Below are 19,243 nucleotides of genomic sequence, written 5' to 3' on the forward strand. Positions count from 1 at the left end.
CATCGAGAGTGTTGAATACGCTCGGTGCTAACTTGCGAAAGCAAGCATGGTGTCTGCATGAAGTGCTACGGCCGCAACTTGGCCACAAGCCGAATGGTACAAATGGGCGAGGCTGTGGGCGTTATCGCTGCCCAAGCCATTGGCGAGCCGGGTACGCAGCTTACACTTCGTACGTTCCACGCGGGTGGTGTGGCTGGTAACGCAGCCGCCAACGCCTCTATCGTGGCAAAGAACGACTCGCGTATCGAGTTCGACGAGTTGCGCACCGTGCCTTTCGTAGAAGATGGCGAAGACGGCGAACGCAACTGCGAGATGGTGGTTAGCCGTTTGGCCGAAATCCGTTTCGTCGACCCCAACACCTCCATCGTCCTCTCTACGCTTAACGTTCCTTACGGTGCGTCGCTCTACAACAAGCACGGCGACGTGGTTAAGAAAGGTACGCTCATTGCCAGATGGGACCCCTTCAATGCCGTTATCGTTTCCGAATATGCAGGTACGTTGAAGTTCCACGATGTGGTGGAAGGCGTTACCTTCCGTGCAGAAACTGATGAGACCACAGGACTTACCGAAAAGATTATCACCGATGCCAAAGACCGTTCGAAGGTGCCCACTTGCGACATCGTGGCGGCTAATGGCGAAGTGTTGGGCACGTACAACTTCCCCGTGGGTGGCCACGTGGTGGTTGAAGATGGTGCGAAGATAAAGACGGGTACAACCCTCGTTAAGATTCCCCGTGCCGTGGGTGGTGCAGGCGACATCACGGGTGGTCTGCCCCGTGTTACCGAACTCTTCGAGGCACGCAACCCCTCCAACCCTGCCGTTGTGTCCGAAATCGATGGCGAGGTTACTATGGGTAAGGTAAAGCGTGGTAATCGCGAAATCGTTGTCACTTCGAAAACGGGCGACCAAAAGAAGTATCTCGTCAGCCTTTCTAAGCAAATCTTGGTGCAAGAGCACGATGCCGTTCGCGCTGGCACGCCGCTTTCCGACGGTGTGATAACGCCCAACGACATTCTGGCCATCAAGGGTCCCACGGCTGTGCAAGAGTATATCGTCAACGAGGTGCAAGACGTTTACCGCCTGCAAGGTGTGAAAATCAACGACAAGCACTTCGAGATTATCGTGCGCCAGATGATGCGCAAGGTGCAAATCAACGACCCGGGCGATACCACTTTCCTCGAACAAGAGTTGGTAGACAAGCTCGACTTCTCGGAAGAGAACGACCGCATTTGGGGCAAGAAGGTGGTAACCGATGCCGGCGACAGCGAAACCATGCGCGCAGGTCAAATCGTTACGGCTCGCCGTCTGCGCGACGAGAACTCTTCGCTCAAGCGTCGCGACCTCCGTCCCGTGCAAGTTCGCGATGCCGTGCCTGCCACTTCAACGCAGATATTGCAAGGTATCACCCGTGCGGCTCTTCAAACGAAGAGTTTCATGAGTGCCGCATCGTTCCAGGAAACCACCAAGGTGCTGAACGAAGCCGCCATCCGTGGAAAGGTAGACCGCCTCGAAGGAATGAAAGAAAACGTTATCTGCGGACACCTCGTACCTGCCGGAACGGGTCTTCGTCAGTGGGAACGCATCATCGTCGGCTCGAAAGAAGAGTACGACCGCATGCAGGCCAACCGCAAGAACGTTATCGACTATTCTGATAAAGAAACGGCAACGCAAGAGTAAGCGCGCGTATATCGCCGCCCCATCTCCGCCTTTCAAGGCGAGAATATGATTAAAGGCCATCGGCAGCAATGCCGATGGCCTTTTTCAATATGTACATCAACCAGTATAGGCTTACTTATCGTGTTGGTTTACTAGGAATACGGCCTCAGCATCTTAATCGGAGGGCCAGTTGCCAAAACCCGAAACGAAATGCGGAAGGCCGCATCCCAACCTAATGGAATACGGCCTTACTCCTAACAAGCAGCGTGTTATCCTAACAATCAGCATACCTATTTTCTTTCAAATGAGTAAAAGTATCTGCAAAAAACCACCGAAGTACAGGTCTGCCATACACAACCCCGTTGGGTTGTGGCTAATGGCCTACTGCCTTCTTTTTCATTAACAACATTATCTTATCCTTATTTTGTCAGTTCTTTCGGGGTTCCAAACGGCATGTCCGGCCAACGTGTTCAGTAGGCAAACAGCCATTTGGCAAGCCCCTTTGTTTGTGTTCAGCCCGCAAGGGCCTTATGCTTGGTTACTTGTTTACGCAGAAACGCAAGCCCACATTGAGGTTGAAGTTTGTGGGACGCTCCTTATATATAGAGGAGAGTTCGCTGCCGTTGTCGAAATAGTGGCTTATGCCGGGCTCTGCAAAAACGCTAAGCCGGTCGTCTATCTTGTATTCGGCGCCGATGGCAGCGTTTACCGAGAACTGGGCGCGGTTCTCCTTAACGGATTCCGTTTGAACATCGTCGGGCATGTCCTCGTTTTGCGTAACCGTTTTGCGCTTGCCTTTCAGCAGTTTCTCGCCCGTAACGCCAGCCGCCGCATACACGTTGAAACGGCGATTGCCCACAATGCGATAGTTCACGTTCAGCGGTACGCCCAGATAATGCAGCGTTTGTTGCGTTTCGTTCACAACGTTGCCCATCTTACGCGTTATGTCCGACCGGTGGCGCGCATAGGTTAGGCCTGCATCTATGCTCCAACGGTTGTTCAGCGCATAGCGCACGGCCGCACCCACCCTAAGCGGTTGCCTGTGGTGAGCCTTTGTTTCCACTGCTGGCGATGTGTCCTCAAGCCGCACATACTCCCCGTTGCGTATCTCCTCATCGAAAGGTGCGCCATAGGTGTGCGCCGTAGCCAACATGGGGCGTTGCATCTGGCTGTTGTTTGCGCCCATAGCCCCGCCAGAAACGTATGCCTTGGCCATCCATGCGCCGCCGGCCCTTGTGGGCTTTGCCGTGTTTCGTGGAAGTTTGGCAGGCAAGCTCTCGGTTCTATTGGGCTGTGTCCTCGTGGTTTGTTGCCCCTGTGGGGCCTTGTCAGTACTGTTTTTGGAGGTGTAGTCTGTTATTGACTGTTGGGTGTCGGTCGTGGTTTCGATGTTGGCTTGCGGTTGGCCTGCCTTTTGTTGGTTGTTTGCAGGCACCGCAGCGTATAGGTTTGTTTCTTGGTTTACGATGTTCCTATTGTCGCTTGCGTAGTAGTATTGCGTGTTGTCGCTGCCGGCGGTGTTGGCAGTGCGTGTTCCTTTTTCTGCGTTGATGTTGTGTGCAACGGCGTTTGTGCCATTGTCTGCGGGTTTCGTGGTATTGTGTTGGGGTGCATAATGGCGTTCAAGGTTGGCCACTTGTTGCGCGTTTTGCCCATCGTTGAGCAGCAACAGCGTAGCGGCCACACCGCATAAGAATATCACCATTGCGGCGGCAGCCATGGCGCGACGCCCCCATGCGGCAACCTTGGCCGACTTTTCTGCCGCGGCGGCGCGGCGTTCCACCTCGTCCCACGACAACAGTGGAGCTGCTTGGCGGTGTCCGTCAAGTTTCTCTCGCATGTTCGTTCTCCATTGTTCGTTCATTGTGCAAGGTTGGTTTTGTTATATTGTTCTATCTTTTTGGCCAGCATGTTCTTTGCGCGATGCAGTTGCGAGGCCGAACTATCTCTCTTTATTCCTAGTAGTTGGGCTATTTCTTGGTGGCTCTTGTTTTCGAAAACGTAGAGGTTGAACACCGTTCGATAGCCCGTTGGCAGTTCTCTCACCATTTGGTGGATAACTTCGGGCGGTATATGGTCTATGGGTGGGTCGTCTTTTTCCGGTTCGTCGGGCAGGTCTATGTCGAGCGACACGATGGCCGCCGTGCGTTTTCGCTTGATGAACGACAGCGATTGGTTAACCACGATGCGCGTTGCCCAGGCTTGCAGCGAGCCAGGTCCGCGATAGTCGAACTGGCCGATGCCGGTGAGCATCTTCACCATGCTGTCTTGCAGCACGTCTTTTAGGTCGTCGTCGTTGTCGACATACCTGGCGCACACGCTGGTAAGATAGTCAGCGTAAAGGGTGTAGAAGTCTTGCATGGCGGATTTGTCGCCGCCATGCAATCGCTTAACGATTATCTTTTCTTTGTCTCCGATGAAAAACCGCACGTCCCTAGTTTACGCTTGTAATCTGTACTGGGGCGGTAAGAACGGCCATCTTTCCTCTGGGCGTGCCGTTGTTCTTACGTGTTGCGTACTTAAATTTCGCCATTTTCTTTCCCGAGAACGACTCCCATTCCACCGTTAGCCACACATATTTCTTCCCCGTGTCGGGCAGTCCGGCCAAGCGGAACGCAATAAGCCCGTCGCCCATTCGCCCGAAAAGGTCGTTGTATGCGTTGTGATAGAGCGTCACTTTATAAGGATTGTCCTTCGTAGGCGTTGCCACCAGGTTCAGCATGTGCTTAGCGCCTTTGCTCCATCTTGTTCTGAACCTCAGCGTAAGGTATCCGTCTTCGGCAATGCTCACCCAGTCGTTCACAATTTCCAGCGGGTCGTTGCCGTAGGTTTTCACGTTGTTGTCGCCCATGTTCTTGGCCACCGGTTTGGTGCGGATGCTGTCCAGCCAGTTAATGTTCACGTAAGTTCTTTCGTCCACGCGCCCATCTTCTTTTTTAGCCGCAGGACCTGCCACTACGTTATAGTTCACCAAGGCCCGCACTTCCTTCGACCCATAGGGCGAAGTCTTCAGATTGTGGGGTATTAGTTGTGTCGAATCGTCCAGCTGCAACGTGAACGAATTGTCCAGTGCCTTTGGTTTCACCGTCACCAAAGCCGTTGGATACGATTGCATATCCTCTTCCTTGTCGTTTTGGCAAGCAACGAATGTGAATACGGCGACAACGGCACCCACACCAGCAAGCCATGAATGTAACTGCTTCATAATCCGTCTGTTTTTTGTTTGATGTTTGCCTTTTAAACTGCAATTATATGAAAACTTGCGTGATGTTGGCTTATTTTTATCTAAAAGAATGTTAACTGCCGAGGCGTGGACTGAAACTGTTGGGCAGTGCAATGGGTGGCGCATAGGCCTGTGCCTTGTGCATAAGTGGGTTGCGGAGCTTTGTAAACGCCCCCGGCAGCGGCATCTCCATGCGGCTGTTGGCACATAAAACAACTGGCTACGCACAACCGAAATACCTTTGTTGCGGGCGTTTCTAACCTGCCATTTCCTTTGCTTGGCACATGTTTCATGTTGTATTGGCGCATCGCATGGCTGTTTTGGTGTTTTTCAGAAATATTTTGTTTACCTTTGAAGGTAAGTTCCTGCGATGTCCTTCAAAGGCGATTGTGCCACGATGGGATGTTTGCAGAACACGCTAAAACATCAATTCCATAAGTTAGCTATGGCAACAATCAATCCGTTCGGCCACCCGATGTACATCATGTTAAAGCCGGCAGGGTCGCTTTGCAACCTTCGTTGCGAGTATTGTTATTATCTCGAAAAGCAACAGCTATATGCCAATTGCCCCACCCACATCATCTCCGACCAGATGCTGGAGAAGTTCGTCCGCGAGTACATGGAGGCGCAAACCACGCCCGAAGTGCTCTTTACATGGCATGGCGGCGAAACATTGATGCGCCCCATATCCTTTTATAAGCGCGCATTGCAGTTGCAACGTGCCTACGCTCGCGGTAGGCAGGTGGACAATTGCATACAAACCAACGGCACGTTGCTTAACGACGAGTGGTGCAAATTCTTTAAGGAAAACAACTTCTTAGTGGGCGTTTCCATCGACGGACCGCAAGAGTTTCACGACGAATATCGCAAGACGGCATCGGGCAAACCCTCGTTTCATAAGGTTATGCAGGGCATAAGGCTACTTAATAAGCATGGGGTGGAGTGGAACGCACTGGCTGTGGTGAACGATTTTAATGCCGATTATCCACTGGATTTTTACCATTTCTTTAAGGAGATAAAGTGCCGTTACATCCAGTTTACACCCATTGTGGAGCGTATTGTTACGCGCAACGACGGGTTGAGGCTCGCCCCGGGCATGTACGAAGGCGGCAAGTTGGCCCCCTTTTCGGTAACGCCCGAACAGTGGGGCAACTTTCTGTGCACCATCTTCGACGAGTGGGTGCGCAACGATGTGGGGCAATATTACGTACAAATGTTCGATGCCACGCTGGCCAACTGGGTGGGTGTGGCTCCTGGTTTATGTACGATGGCTGCCGAATGTGGGCATGCGGGCGTGATGGAGTTTAACGGCGACGTGTATGCTTGCGACCATTTTGTGTACCCAGAGTATAAGCTCGGCAACCTGAAAGATAAGACCATCTACGAGATGATGACCTCGCCACGGCAGAAAGAGTTTGCCAAATTGAAGAATGCACTTTTGCCGCGGCAGTGTAAAGAGTGCCGTTTCCGCTTTGCCTGTCATGGCGAATGTCCCAAAAATCGTTTTGTTCGCGACCGCTATAACCAACCTGGCCTTAACTACCTTTGCAAGGGTTATTACCAATTTTTTGAGCATGCCGCCCCTTATTTCGAGTTTATGAAACGCGAATTGCAGGCGCAACGCCCACCGGCAAACATCATGGAAAGACTAAAAAGAGCCGACAGGTCGGACTAGTCCGGCTGGTCTGACTGGTCTGACTAGTCCGACTGGTCTGACCAGTCCGACAGGCCTGTCAGCTCTTTCCAACTTTTCTGTCAAACTGTTCGTTTTTAGGACGTTACAGTTTCTTAACACGCAAAAACAGTTCACATCCTTGCTCTTCTCGGCAGAAATACTTACCTTTGTCGCATCAGCTAAATAGAAGGATAGCCGAAAGAAATTTGAAGGATAATGAACAGATTAGAGAAACATACTAACCCACTACGTCTTTTCTTATTTGTAGGTAAAGATGAAGGCGCGATGCAGAGAAACGAAATGCTTTTCTGTAAAGGAAGGATGGGCGACAAAAAGAATCATTTATTATCTTTCGGCCAAATGCAGCCCACCCCGTGTGCAAGGGGAACCAACGTTTTCGTTAAGCCAAATAAACAATGTAGAGCTTGCTCGAACATTGTCATGGCGAGAAAACGCACTCTTAGAGGAACGAAAAACAACATATTTCTTTTTGGACGTGCGCGCGACCAGCCGCCCCCTCTCGTGAGGCCAAAGCAGAGCCTGGCTTTCATGCCCTTCTTGGCATGGTAGCCGGCCAATGCCATGTTGCGGACAGCAAAATGGGAACAAAGTACAACATGGGGCACTCCAAACACGAACACTCTCGTTAAACCAAATGCGCAATGCCGAACCTACTTGGGCATTGATATGACAAGATACCGTTATTCTCGGAGAACGAGAAGCGAAAAATAACGTTTTCGTTAAGCCAAATGAACAATGCCGAGCTTGCTCGAACATTGTCATGGCGAGAAAACGCACTTTTCGAGAAACGAAAAATAACGGTTATTACCATCAACCTATACCTTATATGTAGATATACCTGTAGAGGTACAGCAGGATATTGATTTCACAATAGAAGAAAGAGATTTACAAAATGATTAATATATAAGCTTATGAAAAGATTTTTAGACCACATAGGGACGCCGCTACGGCACCTACTGTCTGGCAGTTCCCTTATGCAGTGCTCCGTTCGAGGCGTTTGCCTATTGTTTTTGTTGATTGTTGGAAACCTGGCGGCCCATGCTTATGTTGAGGGCGAATACTTCATCCAAGGCCACATCACCTACCGTGTGATAGATGCCAGTACGTCAAGTCCCAAACTGGCCGTGTACAATGTAAGGGGCGTATCGGGCAAGGTAACCATCCCCGCAACGGTGTTCGACGGCGTAGACACCCATTTCACTGTAACCCAGATTGGCGGTGCTGGTGATAATGACCCCTTTAGATGGGATTCGGGCATTACAGAAGTAGTATTGCCCAACACCATTACTACACTTGCATGCTATTGTTTTGCCAATTCGGGCATAACCTCGTTAAGGCTTCCCGCCAGCGTAACTACTATACACTATAGAGCAAACGTTTTGCTGGGTAGGTGCATCAAGCTAAAGGAGATTCTTGTAGATGCAGGCAACCCCGCGTTTATTTCAGACGACGGCGTGCTTTATACCAAAAACCACGAAGAGTTGATATGCGTGCCTTTTAATAAGGATTTCTCTTCAAAAGGCAATTGCTTTACCATTAACAGCAACACAAAAAAGGTGCATGTAGATGCAATTCAGGAAACACCTACATTGAAAAAGTTGGTTGTCCCCGCATCGGTTGTCGACTTATATATGGGCAGGTGGCCTACATTTGCATACAGTCCTAGACAATTGGAAGAGATTGTGGTTGATGCAGGTAATCAAACATATTGCAGCATAGACGGAGTGGTGTACAGCAAAGATAAAACAAAACTGATATATTATCCTGCTGGCAAAACAAATGCTACATTCAAAGTACCCGATGAGGTTAAAACTATACCATACGGGTTTTCCATTTCTTGGAACAAATACCTTACATCGATAGACTTCAATAATGTTGATTCTGTGGGAGAATATGCCTCATCTACTTGCTATAATTTGAAAGAAATCAGAATCCCCAAGACACTTACTCGTATTGGTGAGGCCGCTTTCAGCTCGTTTATTAAACTTGAAAAATATGTGGTAGACCCCGACAATCCCAACTATTGTTCGGATGCAGACGGCGTGTTATTTAGTAAAGACAAAACGAAATTGTTGTTTTACCCGCCGGCACGGCAAGGGGAATATACCATTCCGAGCACCGTTACCTATATAGGGAAAATGGCTCTTATGTATTCGAAAATCACAAACATTACGATTCCCGCAAGAGTTACCACTATTGGTACTGAGGCTTTCAGGAATACAAAACTAACTACCGTGACGTTTGAAGAACCGTCGAAACTCGAAAACTTATATGTTAGAGCGTTTCTGTGGTGTCATGAACTAAAAACCGTAACGCTACCAAAGTCGGTTAAAATTTTAGGTGATGCTTTTGCCGGATGTGACAAATTGGAAACCGTAAATGTCCCCGACGGTTCTGAACTTAAAGCAATATGGGGAGGGGCTTTCGTTGGTTGTGATAATCTCACCAACTTCAACTTCCTGGGTAGCTGCAAACTGGAAGCTATTGGAACGCGTGTCTTTGCCGATAAGCAAAAGCTGAAAGAATTTAACTTCCCGGCTTCTGTCGCTCGCATCCATGACAACGCTTTCGGCAACACGCCCGCTATGGAAAAGGTTACCTTTGCCAACAACAGTGCAATAGTTTCTTTCGGAAAAGGCGCTTTTGCCAACAGCGGCATCAAAAGCATCAAAATACCCACAGGCGTGAAGTCTATCGACAAAGACGCATTTAGAAGATGCAACGTGCTGGAACGCGTTATCGTGCCGGCGGGCTGTACCAACATTCACCCCGAAGCGTTTAAGTTCGACTCAAAGCTGGCGGACATCGACGTCGATCCCGCCAATCCGAAATATTCAAGCGTGCAGGGCATACTGCTGAGCAAGGACAAGAGCGAGCTGCTTATCTTCCCTCCGGGCAAAGCACGCACCGACTTTACGCTGCTGCCACCCTCAATCACCAAGATTGGCGACTTCGCCTTCTACGAGGGCAATGCAAACTTCACCAACATCGTTATCCCAGCTAAGGTGAACACCATCGGCAAACGCGCCTTCGGGTTGAACCCCGCATTGAAAACGATGACGCTGCTCTGCGACGAGATGATACCTTCGTCCAAGATAGACCAAGGAACCAACACCATGGCCTTCGACGACGGCACGGTGGCCACCGACAACGCCAAGCAACACATCACGGTGTATGTGCGTAAAAACCTGTTGGCACAGTATAAGGCCGACCCCTTCTGGAAACAATTTACGCTTAAGCCTTCGTTCACCGTCAAGGCCGAGGGAACTACGGCCGCTACCGACGAATACATACCTACCTCTACAACAACGGTAGACTTCCTTTCTACCACGGCCGACGTGAAGACGTTTGTGTTGCCCAAGACCATTACCTACAACGACGGCGCAACAACCACTACCTATAAGGTGGGGCTTATCGGCGACTATGCCTTTGAGAACGCCAACGCCAACATGAAAGAAGTGGTTGTGAATGCGGATGTAGACTACATCGGCGCCATGGCCTTCGTAACAAAGACCAAACGTGTGGCCAAAAACACGATACAGCCAGTAAGCACAACCATCAGCCAGGTGGTATTTACGGGCAACACGCCTGCCACCAAGCTTTCGCGCAACTATTTCTCGTTGGGTGCACCTTTCAGCGAGTTCTTCCGTGGCGCAGCCGGTACGGGTGCATGCACACAGAAGATATATGTGAAGAAATCGAAACTGGACGGATACAAGACGGCGTGGGTCGATTATGCCTCGGCACTAGACTACCGCATTAAGGGCGACGGCACGTCTGCCTTCTCCATCACGAACGAATTCGGTACATTCAGTCGAGAGTTCGACGTAGACTTCGGCGACGTAGACAATGGCGGCAACCGCATGTTCTGGGATGGGGCTAAAAACTGCCCGAAGGTCATCGCCTTCACCTCTGGCGAGAAGGTAGGCAAGAGCGTTATCCACATGAAGAGCATCAATCTTGGTGAAGGCGCTGCCACAGACGGACTGTATGTGCCCGCCAACACGGGCGTAGTGCTCAGGGCTATAGGCGGCTCATTGCCAGCCGACTTCTATTACCGCATTGGCGAAGACGACAAGTGGAGCTATTCGGGAACGAACATCCTGAAACCGGTGACGGTGAACGCAAAGGACATTACGCCTAACGAGGGCGGCAACACCAACTTCTACGTAAGCAAAGGCAAGGCCTTCCGCGTAACGCAAGCACAGCAGTTCAAGGATGAAGGCAAACTTACCATAGGCGTGCACAAGGCATACATCAACATCAATGTGCCTGCCGGTGCGAAACTCACACTGCTATTCGACAACGACGAAACAACGGGCATAGAGGAAGTGGGCGCAGACGACAATCCGACTTCAACTTCCGACGACTCTTATTACGACCTTAGCGGTCGCAGAATTAGTAACCCTGTCAAGGGCGTGTATATCCACAAAGGCAAAAAAGTGATAGTAAAATGAAAAGTAAGAGAACATACGAAAAGCCGTTGGCTGAAATAGTTGCATTCAATGCATATCCTATCATGTACGAGGCATCTCTGCCTCAGGGAGGAGACAATGAGATTGGTGGCGATGCCGACGCCAAGGCCGATGATTTTGAAGAAGAACCCTACTGGGACGTGAAGGATTACAACCCTTGGGAAAACTAACCCTACGTTAGCCACGCCTCATTGCATTTTACAGCGGGGGGCGTGGCACTCCTTACCTGTTTTTGTGGCACGTTGTTAAGCTGTCGCAAATTATATAACTCTGTTATGGCGCAAGCTTTGTCGAAAGACAATACTTGCGCCTTTTCTGTGGAACGTTTTCGTTAAGCCAAATGAACAATGCCGAGCTTGTTCGGACATTGTCATGGCGAGAAAACGCACTTTTCGAGGAACGAGAAAAGAAGGTTTTCGTTAAGCCAAATGAACAATGCCGAGCTTGCTCGGACATTGTCATGGCGAGAAAACGCACTTTTCGAGAAACGAAAAAGAACGTTTTCGTTAAGCCAAATGAACAATGTCGAGCTTGCTCGAACATTGTCATGGCGAGAAAACGCACTTTTCGAGGAACGAGAAAAGAACGTTTTTAAATTACAGTTCAGGATAAACAACTCATGTTAGCTTGCCGTACTGATGAGGCACGTTGCGCCAAAGCATGCTGCACCGTACCCTCTTTTTTGGACCCCGCTATTCCAAACTTTCTGCCTTTAAGTTGGTTATCTTACTCTTAAACGCACCTGCTTGCTGCAAGGGGAACACCAACGTACTGATATAATACATGTCGCCGCGCTTGCCAAAATTCATCTTTCGCACGGGCAAATCGCTCACAAGGCGGTCGTTGATGTAAAGAGAAGTTTTCTCTTTGTCGCCAACAACGGCCAAGCGAACCTTTTCGCCAGGGAATAATTGGTAGTCGAATGTGTTGAGGTAGCCGTCGCGCGAGAAACCAATCTTGCCTGCAATGGGGTCGGAAAGGTAAAAATGCGTGTCGCCAAACGAGAAAAGAATGGTGCCGCGAGGCTCTTGTTGCGCCTCGATATCGAAGCTAACACGATAGTTCCAGCCTATTTGCGGTGTCTTCTGCACGGCATTGGGGGCAACGGACGGCTGTTGCAACACCATGCCCGCAGGGTAATAGCCCGCGTAGTTCATGCCGGGAGCCTCGCTTAACGCGCGTGCGTTGCCGGCAAACACATCGTAGGCGAATGTGGGTTTGGCGCCCGTCCACATCTTGGTGGCCATCGTTTGCAGTGCAGGCAGCACGCGATAATGCACATCCTTGTCGCTGATGCCATTGCCCACGATGTCGTTCCACACGGCAAACGCGCCACCCTCTATTTGTTTATGGCGTTCGGCAAACTTCATGCCGTTGATGTTGGCCGGTGTCCATTCGTTGTAAAGTTTCTTTGTGTTGAGGTAATCGAAGTAATAGCCGGCCTTCGGCACGATGTACACCTGTCCGTCGGGGATGCTCACAAGGTTGTAGCCAAGTTCCATCATCTCGTCGGGCTTGGAATAATCGTTAGACCACGAGAACATCAACACATCCTTCACCTTGATGGGTGTTGTGCCTTTGGCGTGCGTCTGTTGACCCCACACCACAGCCTTACGGTTGAACTTCTCAACCAAACGGATATAATGGTCGGTGAAAGCGCGGAATTTCTCCACCACATTTTGGTCTTTGTTCGAGTATTCGTCGGTTCCCACATGCACGTATTTACCGCGGAACACGGGGTTTTTGCCTTCAAGGTATTCGGTAAAGAGCGAGTCGCAGAAGGCTTGTGTATTGGGATTGAGCAAGTCTAAGTGGTCGGGTGGGTAATCCTTGCTCACCAAATCGGGGCGAAAGCGTGTCAATGCCAAACAATGTGCGGGCACATCAATCTCGGGAAGTATTTCAACGCCCACGCTGTCTGCCAGTTGTTGCAGGGCGATAAAGTCTTTTTTGGTGTAGTGTCCGTCGCGCGCTGTCAGTCCGGGAAACCGGTTGCTCTCCATGCGGAAGGCAGCAGGCGTACGGCTCCAATCGCCGTTGTAGAACCAATGGAAGGCATTGTCGTTAAGGTGAATGTGGAAAACATTCATCTTGTAGTAGGCCATCATGCGCACATATTGGCGGAGCATGGGCATGGAGAAGAACTTTCGGCCGCAGTCGAGCATAAAGCCGCGGAACGGATAATCGGGCGCATCGTTGATAAAGCCGCAGGACAAAGCGCGCGTTTGCGATTGCTCGGCTAGTTGCAGCAGGGTTCTCGTGCCCCAATAAAGTCCTTTTCGGTTGGCGGCGGCGATGGTAGCCTGAGCGTTTATCGACATGGTGTAGCCCTCTTCGCCCAACGTCTTGGGGGCTTTAAGGCTCAACATGATGTCGCCTTTCTGCGCCTTACCTTGGGCAAGGGTCAGTGCCGTGCCGAACATCTGCCGATAATCGTCGGCCAGTTGCTGTGCAATTCGTCTTTCTTCTGCCCCATTGCACACGATACGTCCCGAAAGAACGAGCGTTCCTTCTGCCCCCTTCCACTCCTTAACCTCTGGAATGGTGAACGGCTTTTTGTTGATGGCGAATGTGGATAAGGCCGTATTTGCCGCTAGGAGTAATAGTAGTAAAAGTTTCTTTTTCATTATTTCTTTATGCTTTGTCAAAAGGCAATGCGGCTACTTGTTGCCCTTATGCTGTGGCCAAGTAGATGCTTGCTGAATATTCTGTTGTGGCAAAGATACAGCTTTTTCTCGTATCCCCCTCTGTTTTGTGGCGAATTTAAACCTTAGGCAGGTAAAATGCAGGGGCAGGCGAAGAATAGATGCTATAAGCCTGAATTGGTTCTCAATTCCAGGTAGTTGTTTGATAAAATTAACTTCGCCTGCTACCCCATTCTAGACAGGACATAGTTCTTACTTACTTGACTTTTGTAAACTTTTAGACTTTACTGGCTATCAGTGTTTAAATTTCTCTGCGTAGCGTTTCCCATTCGCATTGATATATAACACATAACGTCCTCGTGGGAGCATACCATACCCTATCTCTTGTACATGTGTTTTGCCTGGTACGTCCTTTCGTTCTGAAGTTTTGTAAACAATGCCAGCATTATCCGAGAGGATAAGCCGAACGTGGGTTTCTCGCTCCAAATTGTAAGTCAGGCGTATCGTTTTGCGTTCACTGTCTACCGAAACCTTATAGTCAAGATCCTTATCGTTATCTGCGAGTGCGTTGCCATTGACCTCTTGTTGGGTTACAGCCTTACGGATAAGCGTATTTGGATTGTCATCGGACAGACATTCCTGTTCGCGAGGCGAATAATAAAATGCTGTGGTAAACAAAGGTGCTTGGCTCTGCGTGCCACCCGTAACGTAAGCTTCTAGTATAGGATAACGCCACCCCGCCACATACCAGCGATAAACGTTTTCGACAAGCACGCCCTTGTTGTTGGCCAGATGCCAGCGGATGCTGTCGGGTGTAAAGTGTGGCAGGCTATCGCCGGGCATTCTCGCTGGACTATTGAGCGTGCAGACCTGTCGTTGAGTATGCAGGCGCAACACGTTGCGTAGTGTGTCGCCTTCTGGCAATACCATTGTTCGGCACAGCTTTGCCCACGTTTTATAATCACCCAGTTTCCTCACGTTCCACCGTTCGCCATATAGTCCACAGCCATGATACAGTCCCGAAAGGCTGTCGCCAGCGTGCATGGGGAACTTTAACCACAGCTCGGGTAGGTCGTAATCTATCTTTGCCAAATGGTTTTCAAACCCCATAATAAGCAAGCTGTCGCCCTTTTGTTCAAAGAAATAGCGTGTGCCATGCTCCAATCGGCTAACCATGCCATTGTTTGGCCCCTTTCCATAGCGGCAGGTATAGCGATCGTTGGCCGCCTGCGTTTGCGACAAGTCGCATATACTATCGTTAAGCAGGTCAGCCACATTGCCCACCAGCAGCTGCCTTCCCGTCATCCTGTCGCCCACGCGGTAGGCGTTGCGTATTTTCTCTACCGCATTAAACCCTTGGGCATGCGCCATTATCCCGTAGGAACATTGAATGAATGCTGCCAAGACGATGTGCAGAAATCGTTGTCTATTCATAAGTGTAGTTCTAAATTTCATTATTTCTATTATTTAGGAAATATTACCTGGGCTTACCTATAGCACCCCTCAATATTGGTAATAGCATCAAGCGTCAGAATGGTTCTAGTTCGATATAGTCCTTCCCTTCGCTGTAAATTACATACTTGGCATAAGCTCTTACCCCCACCTCTATATATCCAGGCCGAACATCGAACCTGGTAGCCGGTTGTCTCGGTTGGTAAAATCGTTTGTCTTCAAACCTGATTTTTTTATACTTCTTTTGTCTAGGATGTAGTGTGGCAAAATCCCATGGGTCGACATAATATATTTTACCGGGATCAGACAGTTCCAGCACAAAATTAAGTTCTGTCGATTCGTATATGGGAACGCGTATAACATCAACGTCTGATTTCTTGAGCGCAGTCGCACCACTGTCTCTAATTGTTAGGTACGCATCTCCCGTAAACCAAGGTTTATAAATTAGCAGTACCTTATTTGTCTTCGGTATTTTATATCTCTTTGTTCTTTGCCAAACACATGAGGTAGTGAGGCAAACGATTACAAGTAGATAGAACAATATTTTCTTCATCTTCTTTATGTTTTTAAGGTGAACGAGCACCAAATTTATATATTTTACTTATCAACTTTTTCTTCATCTTCTTTATGTTTTTAAGGTGAACGAGCACCAAATTTGTATATTTTACTTATCAACTAACCTTTAGACTAAAATGCAGATTTTGTCCAATCATACTTTAAGCAAGCTTGGCGTTGTTCATGGCTCAACGAAGATGTCCTTTTTCTCATGCACACGTACTTTCTTCTTAATCGGTATTTCCTGCTCGTTTAGTTTCAGCAACAAATAGTCGAGCATTGAACCTTTATAGCCAGAATTCTTAGCCATCTCGTAGCGCAACGGCAGTTCACCTGGGAAAAATGCAATGATTGTTCTTGGTCCACTTTCACGAAAACTTTCAATTGCAAGCTTCAGCTGTTCTTCATACGTACGGTCAATGTCTTGTAGAGTATAGCAAATAGGCATCCGTACCACATTTTGTTGAAAGTAGCTTTTAAGTTTACTTACCGCTTCCTCGTGTTGTGGTTGGGGCATTTCCCCACCAGCCTTTTTAACACTTAGTACATATCCTAAGCTGTCTATATTTAGCCATAAAGTCAAGCGTTGATCGTGTTCTAACATTTCTCGTACAGTATTTAGTCCCAAAACTGTCAACACCACTCGCCCGAATATCCTACAACTGCGAAAACCACAATCATTATCAATCGCTACCTGCCCAAGACAGGGTAGATAGAATGAAAGGAGAAATACAATAATTTTTGTTCTCATATTATCGATGTCTTATTTATAGGTGTCTAATATTATCTTTTGCAGTGCATAAGGCATAACCTTTGTATGCAAGCGATAATTTATTCCACCAATTTCTTTTTCTATATTATGCTTCGCATATTTCTCGGCACTAACCATATAATCATCAAGAAAGGCATTAGCCATGACAGCCTCTCTAGATATAGGGGTTATCCTCTGTACCATACATGGTTTCATTATCCGGTCCTGGAACTCAGACATCCCATAATACTTCGCCCTAATCTGGCGCATAGTTTAAAAGGAGCTCATAGCTTTGTATTTTCTTTATGTTGTATTCTTTATCATAAAACAGCTTTATCCGAGGAAAATCGCATTCACCCGACACAAAAATAAAAGAGGAACGAAGTGAATCTTTTTCTTGCTTTACCGCAAGAGCTACTTCCGCACCCACGAGAGAGTTCTTATATATGGTGTCGAGCGTTAATCGGTTAGACAAAACCAGCCGTTCGCGGCCAAGCAAAAGCGAATAGAAATCGTTGCCTTTACGATACATAACAAACACCCTGTTTCGTGTTTGTTCACCATTGTTTTCTATAAGCTTCAACGTATCTCCTTGCCTTTTCAATGTGTATGATTTAATGCCAGGAGAAAAGTGGAATTTCAGCTCATCACCTTTTTCCATGTATCTCATAAAAGAAACAAGCACAACAACAATCGTAGTGATAGCCATCAATATCTTTATTAAACCCTTCCTTTCCATATTTCTCGGTTGTTAAACTTTCAAATTACTCGTTGTATGGCATTTACCTGTGCCGTAATCGTTTCTACACATACTGGCTTGAACGCATAGCTGCAATGGTAAAACTCTTCAGAAACAAAACTTTAAATTCAACGCTCACATTCATAATCAACAAAAGCCTCTTCTCGCTGTATAGCGGTAAGATTATAGTCCTTGTCATAATACATTCTAAGCAAAAGCCATTTTGTGGGTATGTCTTGATAGAACGAACAGGCAAAAAGCGAGTCGTTCATACGCTCTATACACACGCGATACTGCTGATACTTCATCGAGTTTGCATATAAGGAATCGGTTAATTGATGGGTAGACATCATCAGCATCTCCACGCCAAGCCACTCCATATAGTATTCATCACCTTTAAGATACAGTTTCCACACACGCCCATTTCCCCCTTTGGCATCCGTTTCTACAACATTCAACGTGTCTCCGTTGGTCTTAAGCGCATAGGAGGTTACGGGTAACTGTGGGTAATACTCCCTGCTACCATCCGTTTCTTTACAAGCAACAACAAGTAAAATCACCACTTGTCCAAGGCATGGAAGACAGGCCCAAAGGAGAAATGCGATAACTTTTGCTTTCATATCATTGATGTCACATTTGTCGTTGTTTAATATTCTTTTTGCAGATCATAGGGTTTAACCTCTATTTCAAGGTGTGAGCAACGATTTCGTTGGCCACTAGGCGGGTTTTTCCGTGTAGGCCTTCTTCTATTTCCCTTGTGTCTGTACATCAGTTGGCTCTAAGGCAAAATGATATGAAATATTCGGGCATTTAAATGACACCAGATCCCCCTTTTGTTGTTCCTTATTCACTCGCACTATAAACTTCTCATACGTATTCTTCCGCATAAACTCAATGTGATCAAAATGCGTGAACAACGTCAAGGTGTCACCCTTGATACTCCACTTCAATGTATCTATAGGCCCAGTTTCTTTCCAAGATAAAGCTATGCTTGAATCCTTAAAAGCTATTGTCCTACATCCACCGTTTCCGCACATAATTTGTGTACTTATCAGCCTTTTCTCAGACTTCTTCACTGGTCTTTTGTCTACATTCATAATTAAGGTATACTGGTAAGTCCATGTATAATCCCTCATAAGCTGGTACTTGCTAGAAACACCAGGCAAAAGCATGGCCACTAGCATTAGATATACACTATTCAACATGTTTCTCGTTCCTTTTTCTTAATGGTTTTCCCAATTCTTTCCGTATCTTATTCTCATTATCAATTGCATTCCCCGTATCAGTTCCTGCATCTGTTTTTGGGGCAGCATGCCCCGCAAACTCATATATACTATTCTTTTCTGTTGATAGGTTAATCATATCTACCCATAGGCGTATTGCGTTACGTTGCCGTTGGCAAACTGTATGCGCTGGGGGTTGTTGTGCAGGTCACAGCCGTTGTGGGTGATGTGGCGCGTTATCATTCTAATCGTCCTTTTTCCCACCTTTACTTACTTTCTTCTTAATCGGTATCTTCTGCTGGCTTATTCTCAGCAACAAATAGTCGAACTTAGAACCCTTAAAGCCTTTCCTTTTATCAGCTTCATAAGGAAAAAACAAGCCTCCTGGGAAATTTGCACCGAATAGCCTCTCTTTCTTTTCGCTAAATATCTTACGTGCCAACTTTAATTGGTCCTCACTCGATAGTCCTATGTCTTGAAGGACATAGCAAAGGGGGAACTGTACCATATTAGTTTGGAAGTACTCTCTGAGCTTATCCGTCATTTCCTTTACTTGGGTTTCGGGAAAGTTGCCTCTACCATTACGCACACCTAGCACATACCCATTACGCACACCTAGCACATACCCAGCAGTATCAACGTTCAGCACAAGGAGAAAACGTTGACCATTATCCACCATTTTATGGACGAAGCTTGTATCAAAAACTTCGAGTATTACTTTTGCGAATATCCTGTTACTCCTATCAAAACAATCATCATCCATAGTGATTTGTGCCGAACAGAATAGAGGCAGTAAGAAAAACATTGCTAAAATTTTTGTCTTCATAT

15 protein-coding genes and 1 pseudogene are annotated in these 19,243 nt (G+C 47.8%); 4 read left to right on the forward strand and 12 right to left on the reverse strand.

The annotated features are described in order from the left end of the window. Positions 1-1,677 (forward strand): annotated as a pseudogene (locus tag BN93_RS13045) (DNA-directed RNA polymerase subunit beta'); the annotation flags it as partial. Positions 1,678-2,194: 517 nt separating this feature from the next. Here the strand turns inward: BN93_RS13045 and BN93_RS13050 are convergent. From BN93_RS13050 to BN93_RS13060, 3 genes are read right to left on the reverse strand one after another with little or no spacing between them, the layout of a single operon-like run. Next, entirely contained in the window at positions 2,195-3,520 is a 1,326-nt protein-coding gene (locus BN93_RS13050) for a porin family protein (RefSeq protein WP_019188755.1), read from the reverse strand. Further along, entirely contained in the window at positions 3,517-4,086 is a 570-nt protein-coding gene (locus tag BN93_RS13055; RefSeq protein ID WP_019188756.1) for an RNA polymerase sigma factor, read from the reverse strand. The genes BN93_RS13050 and BN93_RS13055 overlap by 4 nt, the downstream gene beginning before the upstream one ends. Positions 4,087-4,090: 4 nt before the next feature. Then, positions 4,091-4,861: a NigD1/NigD2 family lipoprotein gene (locus tag BN93_RS13060; protein ID WP_019188757.1), complete on the reverse strand. Its 771-nt coding sequence runs from the start codon at positions 4,859-4,861 to the stop codon at positions 4,091-4,093. A gap of 463 nt (positions 4,862-5,324) precedes the next feature. Here BN93_RS13060 and BN93_RS13065 point away from each other — a divergent pair, with 463 nt between their 5' ends. The 3 genes from BN93_RS13065 to BN93_RS13080 all read left to right on the forward strand — a co-directional run bounded on the left by BN93_RS13065 (position 5,325) and on the right by BN93_RS13080 (position 11,220). Then, positions 5,325-6,554 (forward strand): anaerobic sulfatase-maturation protein, encoded by a 1,230-nt coding sequence (locus BN93_RS13065; RefSeq protein WP_044260804.1) that lies wholly within the window; start codon positions 5,325-5,327, stop codon positions 6,552-6,554. Positions 6,555-7,486: 932 nt separating this feature from the next. Then, positions 7,487-11,032: a leucine-rich repeat domain-containing protein gene (locus tag BN93_RS13075; protein WP_044260807.1), complete on the forward strand. Its 3,546-nt coding sequence runs from the start codon at positions 7,487-7,489 to the stop codon at positions 11,030-11,032. After that, complete coding sequence (locus tag BN93_RS13080) at positions 11,029-11,220, forward strand: hypothetical protein (protein WP_019188762.1); 192 nt, start codon at positions 11,029-11,031, stop codon at positions 11,218-11,220. Before BN93_RS13075 ends, BN93_RS13080 begins: the two co-directional genes overlap by 4 nt. A 522-nt stretch (positions 11,221-11,742) precedes the next feature. On the opposite strand, the gene BN93_RS13090 is transcribed toward BN93_RS13080, so the two are convergent. The 9 genes from BN93_RS13090 to BN93_RS13130 form a co-directional block, all read right to left on the reverse strand. Then, positions 11,743-13,677 (reverse strand): family 20 glycosylhydrolase, encoded by a 1,935-nt coding sequence (locus BN93_RS13090; RefSeq protein WP_019188764.1) that lies wholly within the window; start codon positions 13,675-13,677, stop codon positions 11,743-11,745. Between the two features lie 312 nt (positions 13,678-13,989). Continuing rightward, positions 13,990-15,129 carry a hypothetical protein gene (locus BN93_RS13095; RefSeq protein WP_157462864.1) on the reverse strand — a complete coding sequence of 380 codons (1,140 nt, stop codon included), beginning with the start codon at positions 15,127-15,129 and terminating at the stop codon, positions 13,990-13,992. 94 nt (positions 15,130-15,223) lie between these two features. Next, positions 15,224-15,700 carry a hypothetical protein gene (locus BN93_RS13100; protein ID WP_044260810.1) on the reverse strand — a complete coding sequence of 159 codons (477 nt, stop codon included), beginning with the start codon at positions 15,698-15,700 and terminating at the stop codon, positions 15,224-15,226. A gap of 183 nt (positions 15,701-15,883) precedes the next feature. Next, on the reverse strand, positions 15,884-16,453 hold the full coding sequence (locus BN93_RS13105; protein WP_157462866.1) for a hypothetical protein: 570 nt from the start codon (positions 16,451-16,453) through the stop codon (positions 15,884-15,886). Positions 16,454-16,465: 12 nt separating this feature from the next. Beyond that, positions 16,466-16,657, reverse strand: a complete 192-nt coding sequence (locus BN93_RS13110; RefSeq protein ID WP_157462868.1) for a hypothetical protein — start codon at positions 16,655-16,657, stop codon at positions 16,466-16,468. Between the two features lie 52 nt (positions 16,658-16,709). Then, positions 16,710-17,192 carry a hypothetical protein gene (locus BN93_RS13115; protein ID WP_019188769.1) on the reverse strand — a complete coding sequence of 161 codons (483 nt, stop codon included), beginning with the start codon at positions 17,190-17,192 and terminating at the stop codon, positions 16,710-16,712. A gap of 128 nt (positions 17,193-17,320) precedes the next feature. After that, on the reverse strand, positions 17,321-17,812 hold the full coding sequence (locus BN93_RS13120) for a hypothetical protein (protein ID WP_009231202.1): 492 nt from the start codon (positions 17,810-17,812) through the stop codon (positions 17,321-17,323). Positions 17,813-18,386: 574 nt separating this feature from the next. Then, on the reverse strand, positions 18,387-18,554 hold the full coding sequence (locus BN93_RS18745) for a hypothetical protein (RefSeq protein ID WP_157579621.1): 168 nt from the start codon (positions 18,552-18,554) through the stop codon (positions 18,387-18,389). Positions 18,555-18,659: 105 nt separating this feature from the next. Then, entirely contained in the window at positions 18,660-19,241 is a 582-nt protein-coding gene (locus BN93_RS13130) for a hypothetical protein (RefSeq protein ID WP_157462871.1), read from the reverse strand. Positions 19,242-19,243: the final 2 nt, after the last annotated feature.

It is taken from the genome of Prevotella conceptionensis 9403948, from assembly GCF_000312305.1.
Taxonomy (GTDB): Bacteria; Bacteroidota; Bacteroidia; order Bacteroidales; family Bacteroidaceae; genus Prevotella; species Prevotella conceptionensis.

Bases quoted from the DNA above. Each gene is read 5' to 3' on its own strand.
- BN93_RS13050 (WP_019188755.1), bottom strand. From the start codon at position 3,520: ATGAACGAACAATGGAGAACGAACATGCGAGAGAAACTTGACGGACAC.
- BN93_RS13060 (WP_019188757.1), bottom strand. From the start codon at position 4,861: ATGAAGCAGTTACATTCATGGCTTGCTGGTGTGGGTGCCGTTGTCGCC.
- BN93_RS13065 (WP_044260804.1), top strand. From the start codon at position 5,325: ATGGCAACAATCAATCCGTTCGGCCACCCGATGTACATCATGTTAAAG.
- BN93_RS13075 (WP_044260807.1), top strand. From the start codon at position 7,487: ATGAAAAGATTTTTAGACCACATAGGGACGCCGCTACGGCACCTACTG.
- BN93_RS13080 (WP_019188762.1), top strand. From the start codon at position 11,029: ATGAAAAGTAAGAGAACATACGAAAAGCCGTTGGCTGAAATAGTTGCA.
- BN93_RS13090 (WP_019188764.1), bottom strand. From the start codon at position 13,677: ATGAAAAAGAAACTTTTACTACTATTACTCCTAGCGGCAAATACGGCC.
- BN93_RS13095 (WP_157462864.1), bottom strand. From the start codon at position 15,129: ATGAATAGACAACGATTTCTGCACATCGTCTTGGCAGCATTCATTCAA.
- BN93_RS13100 (WP_044260810.1), bottom strand. From the start codon at position 15,700: ATGAAGAAAATATTGTTCTATCTACTTGTAATCGTTTGCCTCACTACC.
- BN93_RS13105 (WP_157462866.1), bottom strand. From the start codon at position 16,453: ATGAGAACAAAAATTATTGTATTTCTCCTTTCATTCTATCTACCCTGT.
- BN93_RS13110 (WP_157462868.1), bottom strand. From the start codon at position 16,657: ATGGTACAGAGGATAACCCCTATATCTAGAGAGGCTGTCATGGCTAAT.
- BN93_RS13115 (WP_019188769.1), bottom strand. From the start codon at position 17,192: ATGGAAAGGAAGGGTTTAATAAAGATATTGATGGCTATCACTACGATT.
- BN93_RS13120 (WP_009231202.1), bottom strand. From the start codon at position 17,812: ATGAAAGCAAAAGTTATCGCATTTCTCCTTTGGGCCTGTCTTCCATGC.
- BN93_RS18745 (WP_157579621.1), bottom strand. From the start codon at position 18,554: ATGATTAACCTATCAACAGAAAAGAATAGTATATATGAGTTTGCGGGG.
- BN93_RS13130 (WP_157462871.1), bottom strand. From the start codon at position 19,241: ATGAAGACAAAAATTTTAGCAATGTTTTTCTTACTGCCTCTATTCTGT.